A 6,432-nucleotide genomic window follows, 5' to 3' on the forward strand; every position below is an offset into this window, starting at 1 on the left:
CGCCGGCCAGCCGCTGTCCGCCGCGGTGCAAGGCGCACGCGCGCGCTTCCAGTCCGATGTGATGAAGAGCTGCCACCACGGCGCCACCGATGTCACCGATGAATTCCTGCAGGCGGTGAACCCCTTTGCCTTCGTCGTCTCCTCCGGCGACGAAGAAAGCCATGTGCACCCACGGCCCGACCTGCTGGGCCGGCTGGGCAAGCAAGGGCGTGGCGCGGCGCCGCTGCTGCTGTCCACCGAACTGTTGCGCTCGACACGGGAGGCCGAGGCGCCGGACGCGCTGGGCCGCATCACCCGGCTCGACGAGAAGATCGAAGCGGCGATCCGCGCCGGCACCGATCCCGCCCCCGACCAGGCCAGCCGGCTGCAGCTGCTGCAGCAGCTGACGCGCCGCAACGTCGAGGTGTATGGCGCGATCTCGCTGCGCAGCGATGGCCAGCGCCTGGTGATCGCCTTCCTGATGGAGCGGCCACGCGGCACCAAGCGCTGGCAGACCTACTGGTATCGGCACCAGGGTGCGGCCGGGTTCGTGCCCGAGCCCGGCTGACGTACGGCCCGACGCTGCACCAGTGGGCACCACGCAGCACCGCGGCTCAAGCGCGTCGGCGCGCCCTCACCAGCGCTGCCCGGACACGAAGCGCTCCATCGGTTCGAGCACGGCATCCGTATCGCCGCACCAGATCAGATGATCTTCCCCGGGCAGCACGAGCAGCGTGGAACCGGCGATGTGCTCGGCCAGGTAGCGTGCCGCGCCCTCACGAACGATGCGGTCACCGCGGCGCTGCACGATCAGCGTGGGCAGCCGCAGCCGCGGCAGGCGGTCTCGCACATCCATCCCGGCAAAGGCCCGCAGCACCGGCGACACGCCGTTGCGGGACAGCGACTGCCGCAGCATGCGGGCCCACCAGTCGCGCCCCTCGGTGTCGTGCACCCGGGACGGCGCGAACTGGCCCCAGCTCGTGGCCTGGCCCCAGGCGGTGCGCAACTCGCCCAGCCAGCGGTCCAGTTGTTCGGTGGTCGGCGCCCACGGGTAGTCGTCGTCCCAGGTGCTGCGCGCGCCGGCGCCGCAGAGCAGCAGGCCCTGCGCATGCCGAGGGTGGGTGTGGGCATAGTCGATGGCGATGGTCCCGCCCACCGAGCTGCCGAGCAGCCAGACCTGGTCCACGCCAAGGGCCCGGCGCACCGCCTCGACATCCTCGACCCCGGCGCTCAGCGAGTGGCGGACCGCCACGCGCTCCGACAGGCCGGTGCCGCGGCGATCCATCAGCACCACACGCCAACGGCGGGCCAGCCGCTCCAGGATGGCGCGGATGGCGGGCTCTTCCCAGGCCACTTCGACATGCGACCACAGCCCGAACAGCACGATCAGCGTGACGTCCCCGCTGCCCAGCGTCAGGAAAGCGACAGCGCCGTCGTCGGTGTCCGCAAAGCGGATCGGCGGCAAGCGGCTGACCAGCGGCGCGTGGTGGCTGGCAGCGGCCCGAAGCCGCACCAATGCCTGCTGGTACGCGGCCTCGATCTGCGCTGACGGTCGCATGCCCAGTTCGCTACGCATCACGTCGGCACAGGCGAAGTACGCGGCCTCCACGGCGGCGGCATCGCCCACCTGTGCGCGGGCGCCGATCAGCACCGCATGGCCGGTGTCGGACAGCGGCTCCAGCACCAGCAGGCGGGCGGCCGCTTCAGCCGCCAGGCCGGCCTGCCCGCTGGCCTCCAGTTGCTCGGCGGCGCAGCCCAGCGCCCGCACCAGCAGACTGCGCTGGTCATTGCGGCGCGCATCCAGCCAGTCGTTGAACAGCTCGCTGTCCAGGCTCAGGCCATCGGCCACTTGGTGGGCGTCGACGGCCAGCACCGTCTGCAAGCACAGGCCCGCGCCTTCGGCCGCTGGCGATGCCAACAGCGCGCGTGCACTGCGCCGCACCTGCGCCACATCGGAATCGATGTCGGCCACGGTGGTGTCGAGCCACACCGTGTCGGCATCGCCCACGAGCAGGGTGCCGCGCAGCGCGGTGTTCATTTCATGGCATAGGCGCCGCAGGCGGGCCCGCCCCACGTCCGCCGGAACATCGGGCCATAGGGTCTCGGCGATCTGCGCGCGGGCCAGCCTGCGCGCGCTTTCGAACAGCAACAGCAGCAACGCGATGCCGCGCTTGAGCCGCAGATCCACGGCTTGTCCGTCGACCACGACGCCGGGGTAGCCCTTGCATTGCAGCTGAACCTGTTGGCGGCCAAGGGTCTGGGGCATGGCGCCGATTTTCACACCAGCACTCGCACGGGCGACCGGCCGCCGCGCCAAAGGACGCTGGGCGGACGCCCGATTCGTACGCTGCGCAACCACTGACGCTTTCAAGGAGTCCTCCATGTCCTGGCTCGAAATCCTCTCGCTCGCCCTGTTGCCGGCCTTCCTGGTCCTCGACCTGTTCCGCCCGCCGGCGCCGGGCGTGCGCAGCCGCTGGTGGCGCAGCCGCGCCTTCGTCGTCACGGCCCTGAACTTCGGGCTGTCGCTGTTCATCGGCCAGCTCTGGGGGCAGTGGCTGGGCGAGGCGCATGTCTTCAACGCCAGCGTGCTCGGCACCGTGGGCGGTGCCGTCGTCGGCGTGCTGGTGTACGAGTTCTTCCACTACGGGTACCACCGCAGCGCACACCGCTTCACCTGGTTGTGGCGCCTGGGGCACCAGATGCACCACAGCGCCGAGAGCCTCGACGCCTGGGGCGCCTTCTACCTGCACCCGGCGGACGCGGCGATCTTCACCACGCTGAGCAGCCTGGTGTTGTTCGGCCTGCTCGGCCTGAGCCCCGAGGCCGGCGCCTGGGCCTCGGCCACGCTCACTTTCCTGGCCATCTACCAGCACGCCCACCTGCGCACGCCGCGCTGGCTGGGCTACTTGGTCCAGGGCCCGGAGAGCCACGCGGTGCACCACCAGCGCGGCGTGCACGCCTTCAACTACGCCGACCTGCCGCTGTGGGACATGGTGTTCGGCACCTTCCGCAACCCCCGCGTCGGCCGTGAGCACATGCCGCTGCAAGGCTTCTATCCGGGCGCCTCCGCGCGCATTCCCGAGATGCTGCTGGGCCGTGATGTGAGCGAGCCCCGGGCCGCGACGAATCCGGCCGCGCCGGCTCACCCGGCTTCCCACCCCTTCAATGTCTGACCCAGGAAGCACCATGACACTCGAAGACTCTGCCGGCCATGCCCTCAGCGGCGCCACGCCGACTGCCCTGGACGTGCTGGAAACCGCGCTGCACCAGTTCCGCTGCTTCATCGGCGACCCGGTGGCCAGCCTGGACGCCGCGCTGGCCGCCGCGCCGGAGCTGGCCATGGGCCACCTGTTCAAGGCCTGGCTGCACCTGCTGGGCACCGATCCCGCCGGCACGCCCGTGGCCCAGGAGGCCCTGCGACAGGCACAGGCGCTACCGATGACCGAGCGCGAGCGGGGCCACGCCACAGCGCTGGGCCACCTGCTGCAGGGCCGCTGGCGTGCCGCCGGCCGCACGCTGGAAGACCTGAGCATCCTGTACCCGCTGGACACGCTGGCGCTGCAGGCCGGCCACCAGATCGACTTCTTCACCGGCGACTCACGCATGCTGCACGACCGCATCGCCCGCGCGATGCCTGCCTGGCACCGCTCGATCACCGGTTACCACGCCGTGCTGGGCATGCTGGCCTTCGGCCTGGAAGAGACCGGCCGCTACTCACGCGCCGAAAGGGTCGGCCGCCAGTGTGTGGAACTCGAGCCGCGCGACGGCTGGGGCCAGCACGCGGTGGCCCATGTGCTGGAGATGCAGAACCGGCGCCAGGAGGGTGTGGCCTGGATGCGCGGCAACTGCGCCGGCTGGAGCGCAGACAGCTTCTTTGCCGTGCACAACTGGTGGCACCTGGCCTTGTTCCACCTGGGCCAGGACCAGATCGACGAAGTGCTGGCGCTGGTGGACGGCCCGATCTGCGGCGGCGCATCGCAGGTGGTGGTGGACATGATCGACGCCTCGGCGATGCTGTGGCGCCTGCAGCTGCGCGGCGTGGACGTGGGGCAGCGCTGGCACGCGCTGGCCGAGCGCTGGACCCGGCTGGCCGGCGCTGGCCACTATGCGTTCAACGACATGCACGCGATGATGGCCTTCATGGGCAGCGGCCGCGCTGATGGCGCGGCAGCGCTGCTCGCGACCCAGGCCGCGGCCCTGTTGGCCGACAACGACAACGCCGGATTCACGCGCGACGTCGGCCACGCCGCCACCCGCGCCATCCAGTCCCATGCCGAAGGCCGGTATGCACACGCGGTGGATCTGCTGCGCCCCGTGCGCAACATCGCCCACCGCTTCGGCGGCAGCCATGCCCAGCGCGACCTGCTGGACCTGACGCTGATCGACGCCGCGCAGCGCAGCGGCCAGCAGCCGCTGGCCCAGGCGCTGCTGGACGAACGCGCCAGCGCGCAAGCCTGAGAGCCTGCGAATCTCTCGTTCGTGCCCGACATCTTCACAGGCTCTGACCCCATGGTGCGATCGAAGCAGACCATCCCGCGCGGGCCTGTTGTCAAGATCGCAGCTGACGCGACACACTCCTGGCCATAGAGGACAAGCACCACGCGATCACCATGCGCCTGACTGTTCACCCCCTCACGCCCGAGCGCTGGGCCGACCTGGAATCCATCTTCGCGGCCAAAGGCTGCTCGGTGGCGCGCGGCTGCTGGTGCATGTTCTACCGCCTCAGCGGCCAGGCCGAGGCGCTGCGCCCGGGCGAGAGCCGGGCCGCGCACAACCACGATGCGCTGCAGGCACTGGCCGTGCAGGACCCGCCGCCCGGGCTCATCGGCTACCGGGACGGCACGCCGGTCGGCTGGATCTCGCTGGGCCCGCGCGAAGACTTCGCACGACTGGCCAAGTCGCCGGTGATGAAGCCGGTGGACGCGCAGCCGGTCTGGTCCATCGTCTGCTTCGTCGTGCCCAGCGAGTACCGCGGCCAGGGCGTCAGCGCCGCACTGCTTAAAGGCGCCATCGCCTATGCGCGCCGGCGCGGCGTGCGCCTGCTGGAGGCCTACCCGATCGACACCGCGGCGGACCCCGCCGCCCAGTCGTCGTGGTTCGGCGTCAAGACCTTGTACGACGAGGCCGGCTTCGACGAAGTGGCGCGCCGCAAACCCGCGCGGCCGGTGGTGCGGCTGGCGCTGGCGCGGCGGAAGTAGCCGCTGTTCAAGAAGACCCGGCAGGCTCCGGCAAGAGAGATGGACCCAGCCCTTCCATCGAGGCCAGCGCCAAATGCATCGGGCCGCGAGGCGTCGTGGCTTATCCTCCACCTCGCGGCCCCAAGCTGTCGGCCGCGCATCATTCCAAACGCTTGGCCTCACAGAAATCCCCATGCGCCGTCGCCACCTGCTGTTCGCCTTTCCGATCGCACCTGCAGCGCGCGGCCAGAATCAGTCCCTACCGCTCGCAAGTCCGGTGGACGCGGTCAACTTCTACGTCATCCCCACAGATGACATATCCGAGCACGCCGCTGCCGACATTGCGCGCGCACTCACCAAAGAGACCGGTCTGTGGATCAAGTCGACACTCTGGACACCGGCCAGCAGTACCGAACCCTTTCCCGGCACAAATCAGTACGCCGCCGAAGACTACTTTCCTCTTGGCGCCACGGCAGCGAAAATGCTTCGCGAGGCTTCGCCAAGAACCTACTTCATCGTGCTCACGAACCGGGACATCAACTCGAAGTCTCGCAACTTCCGATTTCAGTACTCGATGCACAGCCCTATGGCAAACACGTCGGTATTGTCGATTGCACGCCTGCAATACAACGTCGACGGCTCGCAGTCAACTCAAGACGTGGTAGCCACCCGCGTGGCAAAGATGCTCCTGCGTATTATTGGCGAGATGCGCCTGGGTTGGAAGCGCGCCAGTGATCCAACCGACCTCATGTATGCGCCCATCATGTCCATCGAAGACATCGATCGCATGAACCTGTCCCACACAATTCAACAGCGCAAGCAACGGCTGTGAGACCCACCCTTCCGTCAAGGCGGGAGCCAGCAGCATTCGGCCACCGAGCGGGTCGCTTGTGCTCCGCCTCCCGGGCCAATCGGCAATGCCGCCGTCTTCGCCTGAAGTCGAGTGTTAACCATTCAGCACCATGCTCAGCGCCACCGCATCGACTGCGATTGATCTGTACCAGCGCCATGTGTCGCCCTACAAAGGCTTCTGTTGCGCGTACCGTGTGCACACGGGCAGGCGGTCATGTTCTGCCTATGCGAAGGCCGTGGTGAACAGGCTGGGCGTGTTCGCGCTGCTCGAAGCCATGCCACGCCAGTTCACACGCTGCAAGTCAGCCTACGCAGCCTTGAAGCGTCAGCCCGCTGCGTCCCGATCGGATGAGAACCGAAAGAAGAAGGAGAAGTGGTGGCACAACTGCGATTGCAATCCGTGCGACTGCGTCGACCTCCCATG

General features: G+C 68.9%; 6 protein-coding genes and 1 pseudogene. 6 read left to right on the forward strand and 1 reads right to left on the reverse strand.

Annotated elements, in window-relative coordinates; genetic code table 11:
* Nucleotides 1–547 (forward strand): annotated as a pseudogene (locus VLK61_RS18810) (hypothetical protein); the annotation flags it as partial.
* Between the two features lie 66 nt (nt 548–613).
* On the opposite strand, the gene VLK61_RS18815 reads toward VLK61_RS18810, so the two are convergent.
* A complete protein-coding gene (locus VLK61_RS18815; RefSeq protein WP_325423155.1) occupies nt 614–2,245 on the reverse strand; it encodes an alpha/beta fold hydrolase in 1,632 nt (543 codons plus the stop codon).
* A gap of 115 nt (nt 2,246–2,360) precedes the next feature.
* Here VLK61_RS18815 and VLK61_RS18820 point away from each other — a divergent pair, with 115 nt between their 5' ends.
* The 5 genes from VLK61_RS18820 to yidD all read left to right on the forward strand — a co-directional run.
* A complete protein-coding gene (locus VLK61_RS18820; protein ID WP_325423156.1) occupies nt 2,361–3,152 on the forward strand; it encodes a sterol desaturase family protein in 792 nt (263 codons plus the stop codon).
* Between the two features lie 13 nt (nt 3,153–3,165).
* The gene (locus tag VLK61_RS18825) at nt 3,166–4,437 is read left to right on the forward strand and encodes a tetratricopeptide repeat protein (protein ID WP_325423157.1); all 1,272 of its coding nucleotides are present in this window, start codon (nt 3,166–3,168) and stop codon (nt 4,435–4,437) included.
* 152 nt (nt 4,438–4,589) lie between these two features.
* Nucleotides 4,590–5,177 carry a GNAT family N-acetyltransferase gene (locus VLK61_RS18830; RefSeq protein WP_325423158.1) on the forward strand — a complete coding sequence of 196 codons (588 nt, stop codon included), beginning with the start codon at nt 4,590–4,592 and terminating at the stop codon, nt 5,175–5,177.
* A 172-nt stretch (nt 5,178–5,349) separates the two neighbouring features.
* Complete coding sequence (locus VLK61_RS18835) at nt 5,350–5,988, forward strand: hypothetical protein (RefSeq protein ID WP_325423159.1); 639 nt, start codon at nt 5,350–5,352, stop codon at nt 5,986–5,988.
* Nucleotides 5,989–6,118: 130 nt separating this feature from the next.
* Nucleotides 6,119–6,432, forward strand: a 314-nt coding sequence (gene yidD / locus VLK61_RS18840) for a membrane protein insertion efficiency factor YidD (RefSeq protein ID WP_325423160.1), incomplete at its 3' end; no start/stop codon positions are given.

The organism is Aquabacterium sp. (assembly GCF_035476535.1).
GTDB lineage: Bacteria > Pseudomonadota > Gammaproteobacteria > Burkholderiales > Burkholderiaceae_C > Pseudaquabacterium.

What these genes read in the sequence shown, in the direction of transcription:
- VLK61_RS18830 (WP_325423158.1), top strand. Translation starts at nt 4,590, where the DNA reads ATGCGCCTGACTGTTCACCCCCTCACGCCCGAGCGCTGGGCCGACCTG.
- VLK61_RS18825 (WP_325423157.1), top strand. Translation starts at nt 3,166, where the DNA reads ATGACACTCGAAGACTCTGCCGGCCATGCCCTCAGCGGCGCCACGCCG.
- VLK61_RS18820 (WP_325423156.1), top strand. Translation starts at nt 2,361, where the DNA reads ATGTCCTGGCTCGAAATCCTCTCGCTCGCCCTGTTGCCGGCCTTCCTG.
- VLK61_RS18835 (WP_325423159.1), top strand. Translation starts at nt 5,350, where the DNA reads ATGCGCCGTCGCCACCTGCTGTTCGCCTTTCCGATCGCACCTGCAGCG.
- VLK61_RS18815 (WP_325423155.1), bottom strand. Translation starts at nt 2,245, where the DNA reads ATGCCCCAGACCCTTGGCCGCCAACAGGTTCAGCTGCAATGCAAGGGC.